This window comes from Paraburkholderia sp. BR14312 (genome assembly GCF_040948675.1).
Lineage (GTDB): Bacteria > Pseudomonadota > Gammaproteobacteria > Burkholderiales > Burkholderiaceae > Paraburkholderia > Paraburkholderia nodosa_A.
Window position 1 is genome coordinate 380,361 of the sequence record NZ_JBFPKI010000005.1, and the last position, 22,775, is coordinate 403,135.

Sequence of the window (22,775 nt, forward strand, 5' to 3'; positions counted from 1 at the left end):
CGCTCAGGCGAGCATGTGTTCGTAGTTGCCGCCCATGACCCTGCCGACTGGGACGCCTGCAAGAATCGCTTTTGCCATCGCGGCCTCCTTCGCCACAATCGTCTCCGCGGTGTCCAGCACGAGGCCGATATCGGCAGCGCGAATGAAGATCACGGCGCTGTTGTCGGCCACGACGTAGTCGCCTGCCTCCACCTGCACCTCGCCGATCTGAACCGGCACATTGGTGCCCTTTTCGACCACGCGGCCGCGTGCCGTGCGCGCCGTGGTGGCGCGGCTGAACATGGGCAATTCGTAGCCGATGGCCTCGTCGATATCGCGCACGGGCCCGTCAGCCACGACGCCGGCGACCTGGCGCACTTTCGCGGCGAGCGAGAGCAGGCCGCCCCAGCAGCCGGCTTCCACGCCGCTGCGCTGCTCGACCACGATCACGTTGTCGGCGTCGGCCTGTTCGATTGCGGTACATCCGAGGTGCACGGGCGGTCCGGGCGGCGCGTCACCGGTGCCGAGCTTGACGGTGATCGCGCGGCCCGCAATGCGGCCCTGGCCCGAGCGCTGCGGCAACCCGCTCACCACGCCGGGCAGTTTGAGTTTGTCGAGCGCGTCCGAGACGGCGCAGCAGTCGAGCCGCCGCAGGCGCTGTACATTTTGGTCGGCCATGTTCTAGTCTTCCGTGAAGGTCTTGCGCAAATGAAGCGGATCAGTCCAGCGTGCGCCACGCGGCGAAGCAAAGACCCGTGCCGGTGAGCGCGGGGCTGCGATAGCCCGGCGTGTACGAAACCCATTCGAGGTCGAGCGACTTGGCCGCCTCGACCGCGATGATCCAGTTGCGGATTTCCGAACTGCCCGCCTGTAGCTGCTTCGGATCGAGCGCGGCAAGCCACGCGCTGTCCTTGCGGTGGATCGCTTCGATAATGCCGTTGTCGAGCGCCTCGTCCACCACGAAGTGCGAGAGGCCGCCCGACGCGAGCACGCCCACCCTCAGGTCTTCGGGGTATGCCTCGATCAGCTCGCGCAGCGCGGCGCCAAGCTGAATGCAGCGGCGCGGCGTGGGCTGGTTCGGCGGATCGAAGGTATTGACGATCACCGGAATGACAGGCAAGTCGAGGCCCTGCAGATAACGGCGGTGAATGAACGAGAACGCGTGGCCCTCGTACTGGCCGCGCTCCAGACCGTCCATCGCCGCCATGTCGAAGTCGCGCTCGCAGAGTTCACGAATCATCCAGCGTGCCATCTCCGACTTGACGGGATAGTGCACCTCGGCATCCGGCTCCTGGCGCATGGTGCGGGCGCGGGCGTACCAACTGTCGTTCGGGCTCGTCTCGCGCTTTGCGTTGCGGATGGTCTCGCCATAGTAGATGGCGAATGCCGGGTTATTCGTGGTACGAAACAACTCGGTCTGATCGTCACCCACCACGATCAGCACATCGAGCCGGGCTGCGCGAATACGCTCACGCAATTCATCCATCGCCGCTTCCGACCGGTCGTAGCGCTCGCCCATGCGCTCGGGCGTGACCATCGCCTCGGCGTCGGCCGGTGCGCGTTCCAGCAGGTCGCCGTACGTAACGTGATTGCCCGCCTTGTCGTAGTAATGCGGATTCTTCGGGTCCACCGCGCGAAAGCCGTGCTGCCAGTCTTCGCGCTGCGACACCAGCATGATGCTGTGCGACGAGCCGAATGCCGCTACCAAACGTGCCATTTCGTCTCCTTCTCCTGTGCGTTATTGCTTTGCCGGCGCGCGCTCAGACCACGAATGCCGCGCGCCATTGTTCGATCTGTTCGTCCGCGTAACCGAGTTCGCGCAAGATGGCCTGCGTATGCTCGCCCTGCTCGGGCGCAAGCCGCGGCGACGCTTCGCGCGGATAGCGCGAGAGCCGGAACGGCTGGCCCACGAAGGCGACCTCGCCTTTGCCCGGCAACTCGACCGGCCACGCCATGCCGAGATGCTTGACCTGCGGGTCCTCGAACACCTCGTCGATGCGGTGAATCGGGCCGCAAGGCACGCCCGATTTAATCAGCACTGCAGTCCATTCTTTCGTCGTCCGAGTCTTGAAGACTTCGCCCACAGCGCGGTTCACGGCGTCGCGGTTGGCCACGCGCGCCGGATCGGAATCGAAGCCCGCGGCGCGCGCCAGATGTTCGAGGCCGAGCGCCTCGCACAACCGTGTCCACATCGTCTGGCCGATGGCAGCGAGATTCAGGTAACCGTCCTTCGTTTCGAACACGCCGGTCGGCACCGTGAGCGGATGCTCGTTGCCTACCTGCTGCGGCACCTTTTTGTCCACGAGCCACTGTGCGGCCTGAAAATCGAGCATTGCGAGCTGTGCCTCCAGCAGCGAGGTTTGCACCCACTGGCCTTCGCCCGACGCGTCACGCTCCAGTAGCGCGGTGAGAATCGCCATCGCGCAGAAGTGGCCCGCGCACAGGTCCGCGATTGGGATGCCCACGCGCATCGGGCCTTCGCCCGGTTTGCCCGTCACGCTCATGAGGCCGCCCATGCCCTGCGCGATCGAATCGAAACCCGGCCAGTTCGCATAGGGACCGTCCTGGCCGAAGCCCGAGATGCTCGCGTAGACGAGGCGCGGATTGATCGCTCGCAGCGCGTCCGGGCCAATGCCGAGGCGGTCCTTCACGTCGGGGCGGAAGTTTTCGATGAACACGTCGGCGCGGCGCACCAGCTCGCGGAGAATCCCGCGGCCCGCGGGGTCCTTCATGTTCAGCGTGAGGCTTTCCTTGTTGCGATGCAGGTTTTCATAATCGGCGCGATTGTGGTCGCGGCCGCCGATCATGTCGTCGCCACCCGGCGCTCCGGGCGGGATTTCGAGCTTGATGACGCGTGCGCCCATGTCCGCGAAAAGACGCATGGCAGTCGGGCCCGCTCGCACCCGCGAGGCGTCGATGATCGTGAAGCGTGACAGCGCGCCTTTACGGGCGGCGGCCGCACCCTGGTCGTGCTGGGTGTCCTTGTTTTCTGCGCTCATGGGCGTTTTTCCTCAGGCCGGAGTGAACATCGGAACCGGATAGCCGCCATCGCTCGGCTCGAACACGACTTGCACGCGCTGGCCGATGGCGAGCGTGGCCGGGTCGCAGTCGACGATATTGCTGAGCATCTGCACGCCTTCGTCGAGCGTCACATAGGCCAGCGTGTAGCGCGCCTCTTCCTTGCCCATCGTGCTGCACGAGTAGATCGCGCCTTTGCCCTTCGACTCGACCCACGCCGTGTTTGCGCTCAGGCAATGCGGGCAGATGTCGCGCGGGTAGTAGTGCGTCTCGCCGCAGTCGGCGCAGCGCTTGACGAGCAGGCGCCCATCCTTCGCCGCTTCCCAGAAAGGCATCGCCTCGGGCAACACGCGCGGCGGCGAAATGCGGCGCCGGCCGGTGGCCGCGGCGGCCTTGGCCGACTTTTCCGCAACAGGGTTCTGATTAGTCGTACTCATCGTTAAGCCCGTTCCAAAATGAGCGTTGCGGCCGTATGACGCGAAGCCAGTGCGCCGCCGATTCCGTTCGCCAGTGCGATATCGCAGTTCGGCACCTGCACGGCGGGGTGCGCTTCGCCGCGCAACTGGCGCACGGCCTCGATCACCTTCGTGACACCGCCCCGGTTCGCGGGGTGGTTGTTGCACAGGCCACCGCCATCGGTATTGAAAGGCAGCTTGCCCACGCCCGAAATCAGGCCGCCGTCCTGCACGAACCTGCCGCCCTCGCCCTTCTTGCAGAAACCGAGGTCTTCGAGCTGCATGAGCACGGTGATCGTGAAGCTGTCGTAGAGCGACGCATACTTGATGTCGGCGGGCGTCAAACCTGCTTCGGCGAACGCTGCCGCGCCTGACCACTTCGCCGCCGACCACGTGAGGTCGATCTTGCCGCCGCCAGCGTGCTTGGGCGCTTCGCCCGTACCGCGCACCTTCACGAGCGGGCGCTTCAACTGCTTCGCGATCTCGGTACGCGCCACGATGAGCGCGCCGCCGCCATCGCTCATCACGCAGCAGTCCAGACGATGCAGCGGGTCAGCGACCATCGGCGAGTTCACGACGTCTTCGACGGTCACGACGTTGCGCAGCATCGCGTGGGGGTTGTGCTGCGCGTGGTGGGACGCCGCGACCTTGATCCACGCGAGTTGCTCGCTCGTGGTGCCGTACTCGTACATATGGCGCTTCGCGACCATGCCGTACAGATTCTGTGTGGCCGGGCCGAACGGCAGCTCGAACTGCACTTCGGGCGCGTCCGGGTCCGGCGCCTTGAGCGAAAGCGCTGCGCCCGCCGCACGTGGGCGGCCCGCAAGCGTGATCAGCGCAATATTGCAGCGGCCGGCCGCAATCGCTTGCGCCGCGTGCGCGACGTGCAGGATCGGCGCGGACCCGCCGCATTCGGTCGAATCGACGTGGCGCAGCTTCAGGCCGAGGTATTCGGCAATGGTCGTCGTGCCGAGGCCGGGCGCATCCCCCGCGCAGAAGTAGCCGTCGATGTCGTCTTTCGTCAGGCCCGCGTCTTCCAGCGCGCCCTTCGCGACGTCGGCGTGCAGGCGCGCGACGGAAAGGTCGTCCGCTTTGCGCGTGGGGTGCTCATAGGCGCCGACGATACAGGCTTGTCCGTTGATACTCATTCGGATTCCTTATCGAGTCGTTGCGCCGTAAAGCGGTTCAGATGCCAGGTGGCGTCACCGTAGGTCATGTTGATCGCGAACATGCGCTTTGCGTAGTGGCCCGCGCGGCACTCTTGCGTCATGCCCATCGCGCCATGCAGCTGAATCGCCCATTCGCCCGCGTTCTTGCACACATCGCCGACAAAGGCCTTGACGGCGGAAACAAAGCGGCCACGGCGCGCCGGGTCGTTTTCATCGACGGCCATGGCCGCCGCGCACGCCATCGACTTGCCCTGTTCGAGCGCGATCAGCATGTCGGCCACGCGGTGTTGCAGCGCCTGAAACTTCGCCAACGGCGCACCGAATTGCGAGCGCGTATTCAGGTGCTCGGCGGTCAGTTCGAGCAGCGCTTCCAGCGCGCCGACCGACTCTGCGCACAGCGCCGCGTTTGCGCGGTCGAGCGCGGCTTCGATGAGCGCGTGCGCTTCGCCGGCCTCGCCGATCAGGTCGGCTTTGGTCACGACCACGTTGGCGAAGCTCACGTGGGCCGCTTCGCGTGCGTCGATCGTCGCAAAGCGGCGCAGCGTGATGCCTTGCGCTTTGGCGTCGACGAGGAAAAGCGAGAGGCCATGCATGTCGCCGCGCTCGCCCGAGGTGCGCACGGCTACCACGAATGCGTCGGCGATAGCGCCGTCGAACACGAGTGTCTTGGTGCCGTCGATGCGCCAGCCGTCGCCCGTTTCCTTCGCGCGCACCGCGATGCGCGCAAGCTCGTAGCGCGCATCGGCTTCGCCCACCGCGAGCGCAAGCACCTTCTCGCCGCACGCGGCCGCTTCGAGCCATTGCGAGCGCTGCTGCGCGCTGCCCGCCGCGCCGATCAGCGCAGCCGCCGGCAAGCCGCTCGACAGCCAGCCTGCGCCGCCCAACGCGCGGCCGAGTTGCTGCGCGACGAGCATCGTTTCCACCGCGCCGTAGCCGCTGCCGCCCTGTCCGGCGTCGATGATGAGGCCCGTGATGCCGAGTTCGGCGAAGCCCTGGCGGCGGTGTGCCGCAAGCGCCGCGTCTTCGGTGTCGCCGCGCCGGTGCGCGGGAAACTCGCCGTCGCAGAAGCGGCGTACCGCGTCTTGCAGCGCGACGTGATCTTCAGTCAGAGAAAAGTCCATGTTTATTCGTGTCCCGCTTCAGGCATTGAAGAACGCGCGGCTGATCAGGTTGCGCTGCACTTCGTTCGTGCCGCCGTAGATCGACAGCTTGCGTGCATCGAAGTAGTTGGCCGCGACGGCAACGGTCTCTTCCGGGCTCGGCGGCTCGTGGCCCGCCTGGTCGAGGAGCGCGGCTTCGTCGAACGGAATGCCGTCGGGCCCTGCGACTTCCGCGAGCAGCGCGTAGATCGCCTGGCGCAGCTCGGTGCCACGCACCTTGAGCATTGACGCCTCTACCGCCGGCACGGGGCTCTGCTGGTTTGCGCTCAGCATGCGCAGGCCCGTGAATTCGAGCGCCATCAACTCGATTTCGAAGCGGCTCACGCGCGCCTCGAATAGCGGATCGCCGGCGAGGCCCTGCTGCTTGCCAAGCTGCTTGACGCGCGCGAGCTGCTGCTTGCAGGAGCCGATGCCCGCAATGCCGGTGCGTTCGTGGCCGAGCAGATACTTGCCGTACGACCAGCCCTTGTTGATCTCGCCGACGAGGTTCTCGACCGGCACGCGCACGTTGTCGAGATAGACCTCGTTGAGGTCGGTGCCGCCTTCGAGCATGCGAATGGGGCGCAGCTCCACGCCCGGCGACTTCATGTCGATCAGCAGGAACGAAATGCCTTCCTGCGGCTTGGCGGTCGGGTCGGTGCGCACCAGCGCGAACATCATCTCGCACCAGTGCGCGTACGAAGTCCAGACCTTGTGGCCATTCACGACGAAGTGATCGCCGTCGCTGTCTCTGGAAAGCACGGCGGTGGTGCGCACGCTGGCGAGGTCAGAGCCCGCACCCGGCTCCGAGAAGCCCTGCGCCCACCACGTTTCGCTGCGGCGGATTGCGGGCAGGTAGCGCTCTTTCTGCTCGGGCGTTCCGAACGCATTGAGCACAGGGCCCAGCATGTTGATGCCGCTCGCGATGATGCGCGGCGCGCCGCCAACGAGCGTTTCCTCGTCGAAGATATAGCGTTGCAGCGGCGTCCAGCCAGGGCCACCGGCCTCCTTCGGCCACGACGGCGTGATCCAGCCGCGCTCGTACAGATGCGTGTACCACTCGACATAATCGGCGCGCTCGATGCGCAGGCCCAGTTCGGCCTTGCGCTTGAGTGCGGGCGAAAGGTTCTTCTTGACGAACTCGCGCACCTCGGCGCGAAACGCCTCGTCCTCTGCGGAGAATTCCAGTCTCATTGATTCATTGTCCTTATTAGTGATGTGCGCCGCTGTTTGCGCCCTGCGAACCGCACACGACGAGTGCATCGAGCGCGAGCACGCGGTCCGGGTAGGCAACGAGCGGATTCACATCGATCTCGGTGATCTGCGGGTTCGCGCGCATCTGCGCACCGATCGCGGCCACGGCCTTCGCGATGGCGGCCACGTCCACACCTTCGGCGCCGCGCACGCCGTCGAGCAGCGCGGCGGCCTTCAGGCGGCGCAGCTCGACCACGATGTCGGTTTCGGCCATGTCGGCGGGAATCAGGCGCACGTCCCTGAGCGCTTCGATCCAGATGCCGCCCAGGCCGACCAGCACGACGGGGCCCCATTCGGCGTCACGCCTGGCGCCCACCACGAGTTCGAGACCGCGCGGGCCCATCGCTTCGACAAGCGCACCGTCGAGCCGCAGCTCGGGGCGATGCGAAGCCACGCTCGCGTGCAGCTTGTCCCAGCCGGCGCGCAGCGAGGCCGCATCGGCGAGACCGACCACCACGCCGCCCACGTCGCTCTTGTGCGGCAGTTCGCTCGCCTGCGCCTTGAGCACGACCGGATAGCCGATTTCATCCGCAATCTTCTGCGCTTCGTCGATCGTCTTCGCGAGTCGCCCCGGCGGCACCGGCAGACCCGCTGCGGCAAGCCATTGCTTGCCCTGATATTCGGCATAAATACCGTTCGCCGGCACGGCGCCCGGCAGCGCGATCGCGGCTGGCTGCGCCGTTTGCGCGCGCTGCGCTCGCTGCAGCGATTCGCCGTAGGCCGCCACGCGTGCGCAGGCGCGCAGCGCGCGGTCCGGCGAACGGAAGAACGGCACGCCGCTCGCGGCAATCGCTTCGATGAAGAACGGCTCCAGCACGTTGTTGTCGCCCATTACCGCAAGCACCGCGGGCTTGGTGGCGCGCGCGAGCGCGGGCACGAGGTGGTCGGCCTTGTCGCGCTGCGCGATGGGAGGGCCGCCCATGATCGAGAGGACGAGGCTGCCGATGTTCGGGTCGGCGAGCACCGTGTCGATCAGTTCGCCGATCAGGCCGGGGTTGCGCACGCCGATCGTCGTGTAGTCGAGCGGGTTGTCGGCCACGGCGAAGTCCGGCAGCAGTTCGGTGAGCTTCCCGAGCGTCGGCTCGGTGAGCGGCGGCAGGTTCAGACCGATGTCGTCGGCGAAGTCGAGCGTAATGTTCTTCACCGCGCCCGATGCCGTCATGACCGCCGTACCCGCTGCGGGCGGCACCGGGAAGCGCGCGAGGATCGTCGTGGTGTCGAACAGTTCATCGAGCGAATCGACCACCACCACGCCTTCGCGCGCGAGTAGCACGCTCGCCGTGGCATGGTCGCCTGCGAGCGCGCCGGTGTGCGACTGTGCCGCTTCGCGCGCTCGCGCGCTCTTGCCCGGCATCAGCATCACGATCGGCTTGCCTGCCGCACGCGCTTCGCGCGCCAGCGCGAGGAAAGTCTGCGGGCGGCGCACCTGCTCCGCATACACGGCGATCGCAGTCGTCTGCGGGTCGGCGATGAACCACGCGAGATAGTCCTCGATGCCAAGCACGGCTTCGTTGCCGGTCGAAACGGCCGCCGTGATCGGCTGGCCGCGGCCCATGAAGGCGTCGCGCAGGTTCGCGGCCATCGCGCCGCTTTGCGCAACCACGCCAACGCCCTTGCGACCCGCGCACGGATATGGCGCGAGCGCCTCGAAAGTGACCGGCACGCCGGCCTGGAAATTGGTGAAGCCCATGCAGTTCGGGCCGATCAGCGCGATGCCCGCGGCGTTCGCGGCCTCAGTGAGCGCCTGCTGTTTCGCACGGCCTTCCTCGCCTGCTTCGGCGTAGCCCGAAGCGAAGATCACCGCGGCGCCCGCGCCGCGCGCGCCCAGCGTGCAGACGGCGTCGAGCACACCGGCTTCCGGAATGCACAGCACCACGAGGTCGATGCCTTCGGGCAGCGCGTCCACGCTCTTCACGCACGGGCGGCCGTTGATTTCCTCGCTGCTGCGCGAAACGAGATGGATCGCGCCCGCAAAGCCGAAACGCTCCAGGTTCTGCAGCACGAAGTTGCCGAACGAGCGGGGATCGGCGGAAGCACCGACGATCGCGATCGAGCGCGGCTTGAGCACGCGTTCGACGGACAACACGCCGCCTGCTTCGGAGAGTGACTTACTCATCAGGTCATGCCTCTTCTTGATTGCGATCCCGGCACTGGCAAACCAGGATCAGTTCGATTGAGAGCCATTCTGGCATACCACAACCGCTTTCTCAATACACCAGAAGCACATTTACCAGGTTAGTGTTTTCCCCTAACAGCACCCACCCGGGCCACCTATCAAACGGCATCTCATTGATTTTAATGTCTTTTAATTGTCGCTCGACGTACATCCAGCAAACGGCGCGACCGTATAAGAAAAACGCCGACTTGAATGCCACAACATCATATTGGTATATTTAAGCCATCCGAACCCCAACGACCGTCCTTTCCATGAAACCTGTAGCCGACCTGACCGCCGAACGCGACGGCGCAGCGCCCGCCCATCCGGCAGCCGCGCCCCGTATGCGAGCGAGTCTCGCGAACGACATTCGCGAGACGCTTCAGGCCGAGATCGAAACTGGCCAGCTCGCGCCGGGCATGCCGATCGACGAGCGTGCGCTCGCTGCGCGCTTCAACGTGTCGCGCACGCCGGTGCGCGAAGCGCTTCAGCATCTCGCGGCGCGCGAGCTCGTGGTGATCTCGCCACGCCAGGGCATGACCGTGGCGCGGCTGTCGATCGCCAAGGTGCGCTCGATGCTGGAGTACATCGGGGAACTGGAGGCGCTGTGCGCACGCTTTTGCGCAAGGCGCGCGAGCGACACCCTGCGCGAGGCGCTCGACCGCGCGCTGATGGCGTGCCAGCAGGCCGCAGTGGAAGGCGACGCCGGCGAGTACGCACGCGCCAATGCGCTTTTTCACGACACGATCTACGAAGGCAGCCGCAACGAGTGCCTCGCCGACCAGATTCGCGCCGCGCGCCGCCAGTCGGCGCGCTACCGCGTGGCCGACCTGCGCAACCGCAGCCAGATCAGCCGCTCGCTCCAGGAGCACTTCGAGATCGCGCGCGCCATCCAGGCCGGCGACGAAGCGAAAGCCGCCGAGGTGATGCGGCGTCACGTTCCCGCGGGCACGACCGGCTTTTCCGAATTCCTCGCCGCCGTGCCACGCCACTTCTTCGACTTCGGCACCGACTGAGATATCCAGTCATCCTGAATAATCCATACGGAGACACCATGCCCCGCTCCATCGACGTCCCAGGCCTCTCGCATAACGCCCCGATTCCGGTGGGCGCCCGCGTGGCCAACGTGCTGTGCTCGTCGGCGATCGCCGGCAAGGACCCGGCCACCGGCAAGCTCGCCGCCGGCCCCGCCGACCAGGCCCGCCTCGCGTTCGACAACCTCGAGCGCTTTCTCGACGCAGGCGGTGCGACGCTCGCGGACGTCGTGAAACTCACCGTCTATGTGAAAGACGACAGCGTGCGCGAACACATCAACGCGCACTGGCTCGCCTTCTGGCCCGACCCGGCGCAGCGGCCCGCACGCCATATCGTCGTGCACGACCTGCAGCACGGCATGGCTCTTCAGCTCGAAGCAATGGCCGTCGCGCCCTGAACGCGCGGCCTCCACCACCAACGTCAAGCAACGCAGCGCATCCCTCCATTTATTGAAAAAGGTTCCAACGTGATCATCGACTCCCACGCCCACGTCGTCATGCCACCGCAAAGCTTCCGCTACATGGCGGAGCTCGTTGGCGGCCGCGCCAACCCGTCGACCAACCCGAACATCCCGGACGAAGCGGTGCGCAAGCAGGCCGAGGAACTCGTGCGCAGCATGGACGCCGTCGGCACCGACGTTCAGTTCATCTCGCCGCGCCCCTACCTGCAAATGCATTCGGTGAAGCCGGCGCGCGTGACCGAGCTGTGGACGCGTCACTGCAACGACCTGATCAAGCGCTTCGTCGACATGTTCCCGGACCGCTTCCGTGGCGTGGCCGGCCTGCCGCAGTTCATGAACGAATCGCCCGCCGAAAAATGCGTGGCCGAACTGAAGCGCTGCGTGAATGAACTGGGCTTCGTCGGCACGCTGCTGAACCCCGATCCGACCGAAGGCGAGGGCCCCGCGCCGGCCGGCCTCGGCGATCCGTTCTGGTATCCGCTCTATGAAACGATGACGGCGCTCGACGTGCCCGCACTGATCCACTCGGCCGGCAGTTGCAGCCCGCGCGAGTCGTACACGCTGAAGTTCATCAACGAAGAAAACATCGCGGTCATTTCGCTGCTCGAATCGGACGTGTTCCAGAAGTTCCCGAACCTGAAGATCGTGGTGGGCCACGGCGGCGGCGCGATTCCCTACCAGATGGGCCGCTTCCGTTCGTGGGCCGTGCGCCGCAATCATCCACAGACTTTCGACGAACAACTGCGCAAGCTCTACTTCGACACCTGCAACTACTCGAAAGATTCGATCGAGCTGCTGCTCAAGGTGGCCGGCACCGACAACGTGCTGTTCGGAACCGAAAAGCCGGGCACGGGCAGCGCGCGCGACCCGATCTCGGGCCGCGACTACGACGACATGAAGCCGGTGATCGAAAGCATCGAGTGGCTCACCGAGGAACAACGCAGGAACGTGTTCGAGTGCAATTGCCAGCGCGTCTATCCGCGTGCGTTCCGCCACTATCAGGAGGCCTGAACATGGCCATGACCGCTGAAGAAAACGATCTGCTCACGCGCGTCGAAAACGGCGCGCCGATGGGCGAGATGATCCGCCAGCATTACTGGATCCCTGCCGTGCCGTCGGCGAAGCTCGAAGCGGATGGCGCGCCCGTGCTGGTTCGCCTGCTTGGCTCGAACTACGTGGCGTTTCGCGGCACCGACGGCAAGGCCGGCGTGATCGACGAGCTTTGCCCGCACCGCAAGACCTCGATGATGATGGCGCGCAACGAGAATAACGGCTTGCGCTGCATTTTCCACGGCTGGAAGGTGAACGTGGAAGGCCAGGTGGTCGAAGCGCCGAACCAGGTCGGCGACCAGGCGCAGTTCTGCAAGCGCGTGAAGACGAGTCAGTACAGCGTGGAGGAGCGCGGCGGCATCGTCTGGATATGGCTCGGCAAGGGCGGCGAGAACGCCGGGCCGCCGCGCTTCCCCGACCTGCCGTTCACGCAGCTGCCCGCCGGGCAGCGCTCGGTCACCTGCGTCGAAGTGCCGACCAACTGGGTGCAGGGCGTCGAGGCGTCGATGGATTCGTCGCACGTGGGCGTGCTGCACGAATCGACCACGCAGATCACGGCTGGTGGCGGCAACGAACGCATGCACATGACGAAAGCGCTCGCGCCGCGTCTCGAGTTCGAGGACCGGCCATACGGCTATCGCTACGCCGCGCTACGCGATTTGCCCGACGAAAAGGTCTATGCACGCGTCAACAATTTCGTGATGCCGTGGTACGGCATCATCTGCGCGCCGGACTCGAACGGGCCGAGCACGGTGTTCTTCTCCACGCCCGTGGATGACGTCACGCACCGCGCCTGGTTCGTGCACTTCAACCCTACGCGCGAGCTCGGCATGACGGTGATGTCGGCTACACCGGATGTGTGGAACTTCCCGCCGCTGCCGCCGGGAACGCGCGAAACCGGCTTCGGGCAGAACCGCGACCTCATGAAGCGCGGCCACGCCACCGGCTTTCACCAGCACCTGGGGACCGAAGACTTCGCGATGTTCCTCGGCCAGGGCCCGATTGCGGACCGCACCACCGAGCAACTCTGCTCCGCCGACGGCGCCGTGCTGCGCGTGCGCGGGCTGCTGCTCAAGTCGGCACGCGAGTTCATGGCCGGCAAGACGCCCACGCTCGCCGACAACCCCGAACTCGACTACTCGCGCGCGATCTCGATCGGCGGCGTGCTGCCGGTCGGTTCGGACTGGCGTTCGCTGACCGATGCCACGTAATCGTATGCAATCCTACGTAAGCCACCGAATTACACCCGCATAACACCGTATCTCCGGAATGATTTCGATGCTTGCTCCCCTGCTGCTCACGCTGCGCGTCGCGGCGATCGACACCGCGACTTCGCTCATCAAGTCGTATACGCTCGAAGCGGCCGACGGCGCGTTGCTGCCCGGCTTCGAGCCTGGCGCGCACCTTCAGGTCGAGATCCCGTCCCCGACGGGCGGCGTACCGCAGTGGCGTTCGTATTCGCTGATCCATCTCGATCCGTCCGTCGATCCTCGCGGTGGCGTTCCGGCCTACCGGCTCGGCATCCGCCGCGAGGACGAAGGCCGCGGCGGCTCGCGCCACATGCATGCGCTGGAAGTGGGCGCCACGCTCAACGTGCGCGCGCCGGTCAACCACTTCCGGCTCGCCGCGCCGCCGCGCGTGCTGCTCGTCGCGGGCGGCATCGGCATCACGCCGATCGTCTCGATGGCCAGCGCCCTCGCCGCACAGCAACGCGAATTCGAGCTGCATTTCAGCGGCCGCACGCGCGAGGCGCTGCCCTTCGTCGATGAACTCCGCGCGCTCGCGGGCAAAAGGCTCGTGCTGCACGCCGACGACGATCCGGCCACGCGCCTCTCGGTCGACGCGTTGCTCGACGGCGCTCAGGTGAACCAGCCGATCTACGTGTGCGGACCGGCGGGCATGATCGAAGCGGTGCTTTCGGCGGCGCGCCAGCGCGGCTGGCATGAATGTGATCTGCACTACGAGCTGTTTGCCGAGGCCGTGGCGCACGAAGGCGACGCCGCATTCGAAGTCGAACTGAAGTCATCGGGCAAATGCTTCACGGTGCCCGCCGACAAGTCTCTGCTCGACACGCTGATCGAAAACGGCGCCGACGTGATGTACGACTGCCGCGCCGGCTACTGCGGACTGTGCACGACCAAAGTGAGCAGCGGAGAGATCGAGCATCGCGACGTCTATCTCTCCGAGGCGGACAAGGCCAGCGGCAAGGTCATGCAGGTTTGCGTGTCGCGTTGCAAGAGCGGCCGCCTCGTGCTCGACCTCTAACACTTTCCACGCAATTCAAGCGGAATCCAGAATGAGCAAAATCCTGGTTACTTATGAACTCGACGGCCCGGTCGCCCTGATCGGCCTGAACCGCCCTGACAAGCGCAACGCGATCAACGAAGACGTGATCGCCCAACTGCGCGCCGCCGTCATGCGCGCGGGCGAAGAAGCCGACGTTGGCGTGCTGTTCGGGCACGGCGGCAATTTCAGCGCGGGTCTCGACCTGCGTGAAGCGCTTGCGCGCGCAACGGGTGAGACCGCGGCCCCGCGCAAGCGCCGCCGCCACTCATGGCACGAAGTGTTCGACATCATTGCGCGCGGACCGATTCCTTTCGTCGCGGCGCTGCACGGCGCCGTGGTGGGTGGCGGCCTCGAGCTCGCGACGGCGGCCCACGTGCGCGTAGGCGACTCGACAGCGTTCTTCGGCCTGCCCGAAGGCCAGCGCGGCATCTTCGTGGGCGGCGGCGGCACGGTGCGCATTCAGCGCGTGATCGGCTACACGGTCATGGCCGACCTCATGCTCACGGGGCGCCTGCTCTCGGCCGAAGAAGGCTTACGCGAGCACGTCATCACGTATCTCACGCCGCCGGGCGAAGCGCTCGCCAAGGCGAAGGAGCTGGCCGCGAAAATCGCCCAGAACGCGCCCGATACGAACTGGCGCATCACCAACCTGCTGCCGCGCGTGAACGATCTTTCGCACGAGGACGGCCTCTTCCTTGAATACATGAGCTCGAATATGGCGCGCTCGCCCGAAACCGCGAAGCGCCTGCAGGCGTTCGTGGATGGCAAGGCGAAGCCGCTCGAGCGCCCCGACACCCGCAAGACCACGGCATAACGACAGCGTGAGGCGCAACGAATCATGAATGCATCAAACGAACTGAATCCGCAGGAAGCGGTCGCGCGCGAAGCGGCGCTCGCGCACGTGAAGGCTGCCGAGAAGACAGCCGCGCAAATCCCGGTCGGCGACGCTGCGCCGCGCCCGGTCGCGCAGGCCGCCGTGATCGGCGCAGGCACGATGGGTGGCGGCATTGCGATGGCGCTGGCCGCCGCGGGCATCCCCGTGACGCTGATCGACGCGAACGAGGAAGGCCTCGCGCGCGGCCTCGCCCGCATTCGCGACAACTACGAAAACAGCGTGAAGCGCGGCAAGCTCGACGCCGCCGTGCGCGACGAGCGTCTCGCGCGCATCACGGGCTCCCTCTCGATCGCCGACGTGAAGAACGCCGACATCGTGATCGAGGCCGTATTCGAAGACCTCGCGCTCAAGCAGGGCATCTTCCGCGAGCTGGACGTGCACGCGAAGCCGGGCGCCGTCCTCGCCACCAACACCTCGGGCCTCGACATCGACGAGATCGCCGCCGCTACCAAGCGCCCCGCCGACGTGGTGGGCGCGCACTTCTTCAGCCCCGCGCACGTCATGCGCCTGCTCGAAGTCGTGCGCGCCGCGCAAACCGCCGACGACGTGATCGCCACGCTCATGGATCTGGGCCGCCGCATGGGCAAAGTGTCGGTGCTCTCGCGCATCTATCCGGGCTTTATCGGCAATGCGCTCTTTCGCAACTACAACCGCGAAGCGCACTTTCTTGTCGAAGACGGCGCGCTGCCGCACGAAGTGGATGCGGCGCTCAAGGCGTTCGGCTACGCGATGGGCATCTTCGCCGTGCACGACATGGCCGGCAACGACGTGGGCTACCAGACGCGCAAGGCGCAGATGGCGACACGTCCCACCGACCGCCGCTGGAACGATCTCATCATGAAGCTCGTGGAAATGGGCCGGCTCGGCCAGAAAAGCGGCAAGGGCTGGTATCGCTACGAGGCGGGCAGCCGCGAGCCGCAGCGCGACGAAGAACTGGAGCGCTTCATCGTAGAGGAATCGGAACGCATGGGCATTACCCGCCGCCCGATATCCGCCGGGGAAGTCGTCAAGCGCTGCGTGTACGGCATGATCAACGAAGGCGCGAGGCTGCTGGAACAGGGTATCGCGCTGCGTGCGAGCGACATCGACGTAGCTTACGTGACGGGCTACGGCTTTCCCGCGTACCGCGGCGGCCCGATGTACTACGCAGACCAGATCGGCCTGGCGAACGTCTATCGCGACATCCAGCGGCTCCATGAGGAGTATGGTTACTGGTGGAAGCCCGCACCGCTCCTGGAAAAGCTCGCGGCGGAAAACGGCCGCTTCGGCGATCTGTGACGCAACCGCGGTCCCGCTGCCGCCGCGCGTACGCGCACGGCGGCCGCTACGGCGCCCGGCCGAACGGGCCACGCTTTCACTCTTCGTCCTGCTCGGCGTCGAGCGACCCGGCCTCGGCCGAAGCCGTTTCGCGCGCGTGGCTCATCGGCGCGTCGTTGAAGAACTCGGCCGGCAAGGTGGCGAGGAACTCCGAGAAGCCCGCGTCGCCGCCCGGCGAATGCTGCGCCATGACTTCCTCGGCGGTCGCCTCGTCGCCCGAAAGCAGCGCTTGCGCGAGGCGCTGGTGGTCGGCGATCACCTTCTCCCGGCGGCTCGGCGCCAGAAACAGCTTGGGGCGATAGCGTGAAATCAGGCGGCGGATCGCCCGGATCTGCTCGGCCAGGTAGTCGTTGTGGCAGGCCTGACAGATCACCTCGTGGAATTCGGCATTGCTGCGCGCAAAACGGCGGGCGTCGCTCTGGTTCAGCGCTTCCACGCCTTCGTCGATCGTGCGCTGCAGTTCCACGCGCTGCTCGTCGTTCATGCGGCGGGCGGCCAGGCGCGCCGAAACGGCTTCCAGCTCGTGCAGCAGTTCAAGCATGTTCCGCAGCTGCGGGACCGTCATCTTTGTCACGAACACGCCCTGGCGCGGCACGATCTGCACATACTGCTGCGCGGCAAGCTGCTGCAGCGCCTCGCGAATGGGCGTGCGCGACACATTGAAGCGCGCGGCGAGCGCGCGCTCGTCGAGCGCGGCGCCCGGCACGAGTTCGCCTCGCTCGATTTCCGATTCCAGGAGCGCCTTGATTTCGGCGGACCGGCTCAGTTTGGGTGGCAGACTCATTGAATGGCTGACAGTGGGTTCGAAGGGCCATATCGGCGGCTTGCAACTGCCGATGGCGTTTAAAATCCATATGATACCGTCAGGTATACCAAACGCCCAACTGTGTGTTACCCCAATGAAAAGGGAATGATCGAGTCGCCGGAGGGCATCCGTGCGCGCGGACAGCAACTCAATCCGCGCAAGAGAGTGGCATTCTCCTTACCCCGGCTTGGCGCCCCCAGGGCTTCGCGCGCGAATGCCCGCCAGGTCCATGAGGCCCCGGCGGGCATGTAGACAAACGGTTTGAACCGGCCGACCTGTCGAGTAGGATTCCTTAAAAAAGCGCCGGCACCCGGAAACTCAATCCAGCTACCGGCGCGTCGCGAAACGATTAGAAAGTGTGTCGAATACCGATCTGCATAGCCAGCTGGTTGGCCGTGGTGGATGCGAGGTTACCGTACAGCGAGCCTCCTGCTCCCGGAACCGAGTACGGCGTCGAAACGAGGAAGCTGTCCGCGAACTTCTGCCCCGCGAACGCATGCTGGAATACGCCGAACATGTAGACGTCGGTGCGTTTCGAAAGGTGATAGTCCACGCCAGCGCTGTAGAGGTCGTACTTGCCAAGGCGGTGCTGGTCTACATAAGTGAACCCGCCGCCCACCGTGAGCATCGGCGAGATCCTGTAGCTCGTGCCGACCTCGTAGGCGTTCACCGTGACGACACCACGCGGGCTCTTCGACGCATTCGTGTACGTGTACAACCCATTGACCGACCACGCATCGTTCAGGTTCACCATGCCGCCAACGGCAACCGTGTAGATCGACTCCGCGTCGAGCGCAACCTGCGCCATCGTGCCGACGCCGCGCGTTGCGTTGCCGCCGTCCGTCTTTGTGATCACGGCAGCCATCGAGTACGGTGCGTTGAACGTGCCGGTCGGGCTGTACTTGATGCCGCCGCTAATCACGCGCGGGTTACCGGTCGGCGTGCCGCCGAAAGCGCCTGCGATATTGCTGAAGCCATACATCACGCCCGCGCCGAAGCCATGCCAGTTAGGCGTTTCGTAGCGCACCATGTTGCTCACCGGCTCGCCCGCGAGGCGGTCAATGTCGTAGGCGCCGTGGAACGCATACGAAGGCGCGAACTGCGCGACGTTCGTGTAATAGGAGATGTAGTCGTAAATGAAGTCGTAATCGTAGCCGGCGATCAGCGTACCGAACCTGTCGCTCGACAGTCCCACGAAAGCGCGGCGTCCGAACAACGCGCCGCCGTGGCCCGCGGCGCCGGTGTTCAGCGAAAAACCGTTCTCCAGCGTGAAGATCGCCTTCAGTCCGCCCCCCAGATCCTCCACGCCTTTCAAGCCCCAGCGCGACGCCTGGTTGATGCCGTCATCCATTTTCCAGAGCGAATGACCGCCCGCGTTGCTCACATAGGTGAGGCCATTGTCGATAATCCCGTACAGCGTCACGCTGCTTTGCGCGTGCGCGCCACCCGCCATCACGGCCGCTATCGCGCCCGCCAAAACCTTCTTCTTCACTTGACGATCTCCTGAAAATGCGGGCTTTTTCACCCGCTTTTATTGCTGGTGTATTCCCATCGGCTGGCGCCGGCTTCGAACTACTTGCTGCGAGAGAGGTGGCGCGAGGCCAGGAAGTAATGGACAGCCGACCATCCGAGCGCCACGCTGACCGCCAGCATCGCGTAACGAATGCCGTGAGCCGAAGCATCGTGACAGGCCGACGCGAAGGCTCCCTGACCTGCGGCAACTGCGCCATGCAGGCCGTGTGCGCCGCCAGCCGCGCAAACCAGCTTGAACTGGCCTTGCGTGAACAGGCGTGCCGCAAGATGATCGCTCAGGAATCCTACAGTGGTCGGACCCAAACCCTGACCCACCAGATTCATGAGCAGGAACACACAGGCCGACGCGGTGGCGCGCATGCGCGGTTCGACGATGCCGTGCACGACGGCGAAGGTCGGGCCATTCCACATGCTCAGCATGATCGTGGCGCAGAAGATCAGTGCCACCGCGGCGGGCCATTGCCCGAGGGTGAGGCCGAATGCCACGAGCGGAAAGCCGATCGCCGTGCCGAGCGCGGGCACCCAGGCATACCAGCGCCGATTCTTCACGCCCAGCGAGTCGGCGAGCAGGCCGCCCAGCGGGTTGCCGAGCAAACCGCCCACACCGATCACGAGGCCGAAGATCAGCCCGGCCTGCGCGAAGCTCAGGCCGTACACGCGGTTCAGATAGACGGGGATGAACAGGTTGACGCCGTACTGCGCGAACCCGCCGATCACGGTGCCGAGCAGCATGTGCACGAAGGCGCGGCTCTTGAACAGAACGGCGAGCACATCGCGCAGCGGCGGCACGGGGGCCGCAGCGTGCGCACCGCCCTCCTCCGCCCCGCCGCGCTTCGGTTCGCGCAGCGTGATCCAGGCAAGCAGACCGAAGATGAGTCCCGGGAGGCCGACCACGAAGAACACCGGGCGCCAGCCCATGTGCTGCACCATCAAGCCGCCGCCTAGCGCGCCGGCAAGCACGCCGATGGGCGGCCCGAACGCATAGATGGAGAGCGCGCTCGCGCGGCGGCGCGGGCCAAACTGGTCGGAAATCAGCGAGTGCGCGGTGGGTGTGCTGCCGGCCTCGCCAATGCCCACCCCAAGTCGGTAGAGCAGCAATTGCCAGTACGCGCCGGCAGTGCCGCACAGCGCCGTCATGACCGACCAGGCACCAATAGAAAGCGCGATCAGCACGACACGGTTGAAACGCTCGGCGAGACGCGCGATCGGCAGACCCAACAGCGAATAGAAGATCGAGAACGCGAGCCCGTTCAGCAGCCCGAGTTGCAGGTCGCTCAGGTTCATCTCGATCTTCATCGACTGGCCGACGACCGCGATGATGATCCGGTCGACAAAACTCGACGCATAGATCAGAACGAGGAGTAGCAGAAACCAGCTGCGGTACCAGCCGGTTTCGGACCTCGCTCCGATGTTCGGGGCCGTCAGTTCCTTCATTGTGGTGTCTCCGAGGTGAACCGTACGTCATGTTCGGCTCGCCGTTTGTATGCCACAAAGCGTCTGTGGGATTTTTTGAGGATTCTGTAGCATAATTTTTAGGTGCGCAAGGCTAACTCGCGTGAAAGGCATCCTCGTTTTCACTAGGACGAATCGTCTAATCAATGCAGTCCCCGGCGACCGGATAAGTCCTGGCAAGCCGCAAATGCGCGCTGACCAAGGCGCAGACGGGCGCGAGTCGGCAAACGGCTAATGGATGGAGAGGGTGAGACGCGACAATCAGCGATTTGTTGCGCACGCAACGAACATGATCGAACAGCTTGTCACTAATCCGGCGCCATTTACTGTTTGATGTTTGGCGCCAAAGGTGCTACGAGTGGCGTGGCGAACGCGGTGCCCGCCCTCGAACGCATCGTTGCGGTCGATGTGCGCGAGGGGGCGTGAAGTCAGCCGGTCAGAGAAGCCGCGATGGCCTTCCTGAACGGCATCAGTTTCGAAGCCGCGCGCAGCATGAACTCGCGCGCCAGTTTCGCGGGCGCGGTGTTGTTCGTATAGACGTCAGTGATGAACCGGGTCGCGAGATAGAGCGGCTTCGTCGCGCGGCGGTGCTGGGTTTCATAGCGCTGCAAAACCGAGGGAGCCCAGATATCGAAGCCGCTTTTGTGCGCCTCGATGATTCGGTTACCTAATGTTTCCACGCCGAGCAGACCGAAATTGAATCCATGCGCGGTCACCGGATGCATGCCCACCGCGGCGTCGCCCACGGCCGCGAAGCGTCTGCCGACGAAGCGCTCCGGATAAACGGCCACGAGCGGATACACATGCCGCGTGCTCGCCAGCCTCATCGCGCCCAACCTGTGCATGAAGCGATCTTCGATATGCCGCGCGAACGCGACGGGCGCAAGCGCGGCGGTCTCGTTGGCCTGTCCCATGGGTAGCGTGAGCACGACCGACGACTGATGCGCGTTCGTCGAGCGCTCCGCGTTCATGGGCAGCAACGCGAGCGTCTGATCGTAGCCGAACCATTCCCACGCGGCGTGCTCGTGAGGCGCTTCGTGCGTCATGCGGCAAACCAGCATAGCCTTGCCGAAATCGTGCATGTTGGCAGCAATGCCCATCATCTTGCGCGTAGGCGAGAAGCGGCTGTCCGCCGCGACGATCAACTTCGCCGAGAGCGTTTCACCGCTCTCCAGTGTCACGTTCGCCAGAGCGTCATCGGCTTTCACAGCGCTGACCTTTTGCGCCGCGAGCAGCGTCACGTCGCCATGCTCCGCCGCGCTTTGCCGCAGCGCCTCGTAGGCGGCCTTGCGAATCAGATGGTTGGAGACCAGCCAGCCCAGTTCCGTGTGGCCGCTCAGGTCGTGCCCGATCTCGAGCGCCCCCGGCGAGGGACCATTGAATACCCTCGCGCTGCGAAGCGGCGCACGCGCGTGTGGGTCGATGAGATCCCAAAGCCCGAACCTGCGCATCGCGCGCACCGACTTCTGGGTCAGCGCGATCTCGCGTCCGTCGAACTGCGGCTCGCTGATGTCGGCGAGGCACTGCTGCTCGACGATGACGATCTTGAGGCCAACACCACTGAGCGAGCGCGCGAGACACAGCCCCACCGGCCCGGCGCCCACGATTACGATATCTGCTTGCATGAACCGAACGATTGGAATGTGATTCAGACGGTTTGATCGGCCTGATCGGCCGTTGCGATGCCGCGTTCGCGCAGGGCTTCGACCATGAGCGCGTCCATCGACTTCACGTGCCAGGCGAACCATTCGCGTAGTTCGCTCACCAGTTGCCGCCCGCTGTCGAAGCGTCCCTCGTCGACGACTTGCCTGCGCACCTCGCGGGCCACGTTCAGGACGTGCCGATGCTGGCTCCCATGGCAATGGCGCGGACCAAAGTTCATCTCCTCCATCCATGCCTCTTCCTGCGCGAAATGCTGCTTCGTATGCGCCGCCCACGCGTCGAACGCGCCGAGCCAGGTTTCGTCGCTCGCGCACGCGAGCGCGTCGACCAGCGCGACGAATTCGGCATGCATCGTATCGGTCATGGGTTCGCCCAGTTGCAGATCGGGCGCAAGTGTCGGCGAGGTGCGCGGCGCGGGTGAATTCATCAAGGGGGTGACTGCGCTCAGGAACGGTCTGAAAGCCCACTCGGGCAATTTTTCAAGATACCGGGGCGCATGAGATTGCGAGCTGATTTTTAGCAAACGTCGCACGATCGGTCGGTGAGGCCGATGGACGCGGCCCGCCCACATGCAGGCAAAGCGATCAGACGAAAAGAAACATCGATTCCGGCGCAGCGCGGGGAGCGCGGGCCGCAAACGTGGAAGGATGCGAGGAAAGGTGCCGCAGACGTAAAAACACGAAGCCGCGCGGCGCGCGGCTCAAACCAGTTCGGCGAGATTGACGAGGGCGCGGTCGCCGTCGGACTGCGCTTCGTCTTCGGCGCGGAAAGTCTTCTCGCTGTACGCGATGACCTTGAACCCGCCGCCTGCCGAACGCTCTATGGTGATACCCCAGTGCCAGCCGCCTTCCTGTTCAAATACGTGCAGCTTCGGACTCGATGGTTGGCTCGGCGATTGAAAAATATTCATTTGAAGCCTCCCGTGGTGGGAATATCGTCTCCGACGATTGCCTGGATAAGAATCAGTCTAAAAACCTCCTTGCTGCGACGCAATACGGAATTACGTGGACGTGAGAACCCTGAGGCGTTGCGCATTATTCGAGAAGTACCCTGGTTACTATTCGACGCCTGGCAAACGCAAATGCCGCCAGCCACGCTCCCATTCCTGAGT

At 65.1% G+C, this 22,775-nt stretch carries 21 protein-coding genes; 7 read left to right on the forward strand and 14 right to left on the reverse strand.

The genetic code is table 11. The features are described from left to right. Positions 1-3: 3 nt before the first annotated feature. Genes AB3X98_RS16745 through AB3X98_RS16780 form a run of 8 tightly spaced genes read right to left on the reverse strand, consistent with a single transcriptional unit; the run spans position 4 to position 9,130 of the window. Complete coding sequence (locus tag AB3X98_RS16745) at positions 4-657, reverse strand: RraA family protein (protein ID WP_368602142.1); 654 nt, start codon at positions 655-657, stop codon at positions 4-6. 40 nt (positions 658-697) lie between these two features. Beyond that, complete coding sequence (locus AB3X98_RS16750) at positions 698-1,696, reverse strand: protocatechuate 3,4-dioxygenase (protein WP_368602141.1); 999 nt, start codon at positions 1,694-1,696, stop codon at positions 698-700. Positions 1,697-1,739: 43 nt separating this feature from the next. Continuing rightward, complete coding sequence (locus tag AB3X98_RS16755; protein ID WP_368602140.1) at positions 1,740-2,978, reverse strand: CaiB/BaiF CoA transferase family protein; 1,239 nt, start codon at positions 2,976-2,978, stop codon at positions 1,740-1,742. Between the two features lie 12 nt (positions 2,979-2,990). Beyond that, positions 2,991-3,434 (reverse strand): Zn-ribbon domain-containing OB-fold protein, encoded by a 444-nt coding sequence (locus tag AB3X98_RS16760; RefSeq protein ID WP_368602139.1) that lies wholly within the window; start codon positions 3,432-3,434, stop codon positions 2,991-2,993. Positions 3,435-3,436: 2 nt separating this feature from the next. Next, complete coding sequence (locus AB3X98_RS16765; RefSeq protein ID WP_368602138.1) at positions 3,437-4,600, reverse strand: thiolase domain-containing protein; 1,164 nt, start codon at positions 4,598-4,600, stop codon at positions 3,437-3,439. Continuing rightward, positions 4,597-5,742, reverse strand: coding sequence for an acyl-CoA dehydrogenase family protein (locus tag AB3X98_RS16770; RefSeq protein WP_368602137.1), 1,146 nt, complete (start codon positions 5,740-5,742; stop codon positions 4,597-4,599). Before AB3X98_RS16770 ends, AB3X98_RS16765 begins: the two co-directional genes overlap by 4 nt. 18 nt (positions 5,743-5,760) lie before the next feature. After that, the gene (locus AB3X98_RS16775) at positions 5,761-6,954 is read right to left on the reverse strand and encodes an acyl-CoA dehydrogenase family protein (protein ID WP_368602136.1); all 1,194 of its coding nucleotides are present in this window, start codon (positions 6,952-6,954) and stop codon (positions 5,761-5,763) included. A gap of 16 nt (positions 6,955-6,970) precedes the next feature. After that, positions 6,971-9,130: an acetate--CoA ligase family protein gene (locus AB3X98_RS16780; RefSeq protein ID WP_368602135.1), complete on the reverse strand. Its 2,160-nt coding sequence runs from the start codon at positions 9,128-9,130 to the stop codon at positions 6,971-6,973. A 311-nt stretch (positions 9,131-9,441) separates the two neighbouring features. Here AB3X98_RS16780 and AB3X98_RS16785 point away from each other — a divergent pair, with 311 nt between their 5' ends. The 7 genes from AB3X98_RS16785 (at position 9,442) to AB3X98_RS16815 (ending at position 16,173) form a co-directional block, all read left to right on the forward strand. Further along, positions 9,442-10,185, forward strand: a complete 744-nt coding sequence (locus tag AB3X98_RS16785) for a GntR family transcriptional regulator (RefSeq protein WP_256094894.1) — start codon at positions 9,442-9,444, stop codon at positions 10,183-10,185. Between the two features lie 38 nt (positions 10,186-10,223). Continuing rightward, positions 10,224-10,601, forward strand: coding sequence for a RidA family protein (locus tag AB3X98_RS16790; RefSeq protein WP_069266747.1), 378 nt, complete (start codon positions 10,224-10,226; stop codon positions 10,599-10,601). Between the two features lie 69 nt (positions 10,602-10,670). After that, positions 10,671-11,675: an amidohydrolase family protein gene (locus tag AB3X98_RS16795; protein WP_069266748.1), complete on the forward strand. Its 1,005-nt coding sequence runs from the start codon at positions 10,671-10,673 to the stop codon at positions 11,673-11,675. Between the two features lie 2 nt (positions 11,676-11,677). Then, complete coding sequence (locus AB3X98_RS16800; protein ID WP_069266749.1) at positions 11,678-12,925, forward strand: aromatic ring-hydroxylating dioxygenase subunit alpha; 1,248 nt, start codon at positions 11,678-11,680, stop codon at positions 12,923-12,925. Positions 12,926-12,992: 67 nt separating this feature from the next. After that, the gene (locus AB3X98_RS16805) at positions 12,993-13,979 is read left to right on the forward strand and encodes a 2Fe-2S iron-sulfur cluster-binding protein (RefSeq protein WP_368602134.1); all 987 of its coding nucleotides are present in this window, start codon (positions 12,993-12,995) and stop codon (positions 13,977-13,979) included. Positions 13,980-14,010: 31 nt separating this feature from the next. Further along, positions 14,011-14,814 carry a crotonase/enoyl-CoA hydratase family protein gene (locus AB3X98_RS16810; RefSeq protein ID WP_069266750.1) on the forward strand — a complete coding sequence of 268 codons (804 nt, stop codon included), beginning with the start codon at positions 14,011-14,013 and terminating at the stop codon, positions 14,812-14,814. Between the two features lie 24 nt (positions 14,815-14,838). Then, positions 14,839-16,173, forward strand: a complete 1,335-nt coding sequence (locus tag AB3X98_RS16815; RefSeq protein ID WP_368602133.1) for a 3-hydroxyacyl-CoA dehydrogenase NAD-binding domain-containing protein — start codon at positions 14,839-14,841, stop codon at positions 16,171-16,173. Between the two features lie 76 nt (positions 16,174-16,249). Here the strand turns inward: AB3X98_RS16815 and AB3X98_RS16820 are convergent, their stop codons facing one another. The 6 genes from AB3X98_RS16820 to AB3X98_RS16845 form a co-directional block, all read right to left on the reverse strand. After that, complete coding sequence (locus AB3X98_RS16820; RefSeq protein ID WP_342947214.1) at positions 16,250-16,996, reverse strand: GntR family transcriptional regulator; 747 nt, start codon at positions 16,994-16,996, stop codon at positions 16,250-16,252. 370 nt (positions 16,997-17,366) lie between these two features. Continuing rightward, positions 17,367-18,509 (reverse strand): porin, encoded by a 1,143-nt coding sequence (locus AB3X98_RS16825; RefSeq protein WP_342947213.1) that lies wholly within the window; start codon positions 18,507-18,509, stop codon positions 17,367-17,369. Between the two features lie 80 nt (positions 18,510-18,589). Then, positions 18,590-19,984 (reverse strand): spinster family MFS transporter, encoded by a 1,395-nt coding sequence (locus tag AB3X98_RS16830; protein WP_368602132.1) that lies wholly within the window; start codon positions 19,982-19,984, stop codon positions 18,590-18,592. A 446-nt stretch (positions 19,985-20,430) separates the two neighbouring features. Next, a complete protein-coding gene (ubiM, locus tag AB3X98_RS16835) occupies positions 20,431-21,627 on the reverse strand; it encodes a 5-demethoxyubiquinol-8 5-hydroxylase UbiM (RefSeq protein WP_368602131.1) in 1,197 nt (398 codons plus the stop codon). A gap of 23 nt (positions 21,628-21,650) precedes the next feature. Beyond that, entirely contained in the window at positions 21,651-22,091 is a 441-nt protein-coding gene (locus AB3X98_RS16840; protein WP_368602130.1) for a hemerythrin domain-containing protein, read from the reverse strand. Between the two features lie 273 nt (positions 22,092-22,364). After that, positions 22,365-22,574: a hypothetical protein gene (locus AB3X98_RS16845; RefSeq protein WP_069266757.1), complete on the reverse strand. Its 210-nt coding sequence runs from the start codon at positions 22,572-22,574 to the stop codon at positions 22,365-22,367. Positions 22,575-22,775 lie beyond the last annotated feature (201 nt).